Annotated in this window: 1 rRNA gene; it reads right to left on the bottom strand. The window is 35.3% G+C overall.

The annotated features are described in order from the left end of the window. Positions 1–232: 232 nt before the first annotated feature. Positions 233–347 (bottom strand): 5S ribosomal RNA (gene rrf, locus E2558_RS12280). Positions 348–357: the final 10 nt, after the last annotated feature.

The raw sequence follows: 357 nt of genomic DNA, 5'->3' as shown, positions 1-357 counted from the left end.
AAACTCTCCATAAAAAATTTATGATGTTTGATTAGCTCATAAAACTAAATAGTGTTTGTAACTTAAAGTTACATTTATTGGAATTAACGTTGACATATTGTCATTCAGTTTTCAATGTTCATTTCTTTAACACAAGAATTAATTATACTCGCTATTGGCATAAAAGTCAACAACTTTTTTAAAATTCTTGGAATATTTGCCACAAAAAAAGACCAAATGGTCAAATGTGGTTGCCTGGCAACGTCCTACTCTAGCGGAACGTAAATCCAACTACCATCGGCGCTAAGGAGCTTAACTTCTGTGTTCGGCATGGGAACAGGTGTGACCTCCTTGCCATTGTCACCAGACAAGTGAATG

It is taken from the genome of Staphylococcus pragensis, from assembly GCF_004785665.1.
GTDB classification, from domain to species: domain Bacteria; phylum Bacillota; class Bacilli; order Staphylococcales; family Staphylococcaceae; genus Staphylococcus; species Staphylococcus pragensis.
This window is presented reverse-complemented; position numbering and strand designations above follow the sequence as displayed.